At 48.1% G+C, this 557-nt stretch carries 1 protein-coding gene; it reads left to right on the forward strand.

The window, feature by feature from the left end:
* The coding region (locus BCT34_RS02015) for an IS5 family transposase (protein ID WP_133148373.1) at nt 1-555 on the forward strand (555 nt) is incomplete at its 5' end.
* Nucleotides 556-557 lie beyond the last annotated feature (2 nt).

The following is a 557-nucleotide window of genomic DNA, read 5'->3' on the forward strand; positions in this document are numbered from 1 at the left end:
GGCCTTAAGGTTTATGGCGAAGGTGAATGGAAAGTCAAAAAACACGGTACGGATGGCAAGCGCAGAGTCTGGCGAAAGCTTCATATTGCCGTCGATACCAACACTCATGAGATCATTGCCGCCGAGCTAAGTTTATCGACGGTTACAGATGGAGAGGTACTCCCGAACTTACTGAAACAAACACGCCGAAGTATCCTTGAGGTGTCTGGCGATGGCGCTTACGACACGAGAACGTGTCACGCTGCTATTAAGATGAAGCGAGCCGTTGCGTTTATTCCCCCAAGAGAAGGGGCGGCCTTCTGGGAGCGTGGTCATCCTCGAAATTTCGCCGTGGGTTGCCAGAAGTTATACGGCTCAAATAAGTATTGGAAAGAGCGGTATGGATACCACAGACGTTCACTCTCAGAAACAGCGATGTATCGAGTCAAACAGCTGCTTGGCGGTCGTTTAAGTTTAAGAAATTACAATGCCCAGGTGGGTGAAACTTACGCGATGATAAAAGCGTTAAACAAGCTTACTGGGTTAGGTATGCCTGAAACTTGTCGTATTGACTAAGA

It is taken from the genome of Vibrio sp. 10N.261.45.E2, from assembly GCF_002875705.1.
GTDB lineage: Bacteria > Pseudomonadota > Gammaproteobacteria > Enterobacterales > Vibrionaceae > Vibrio.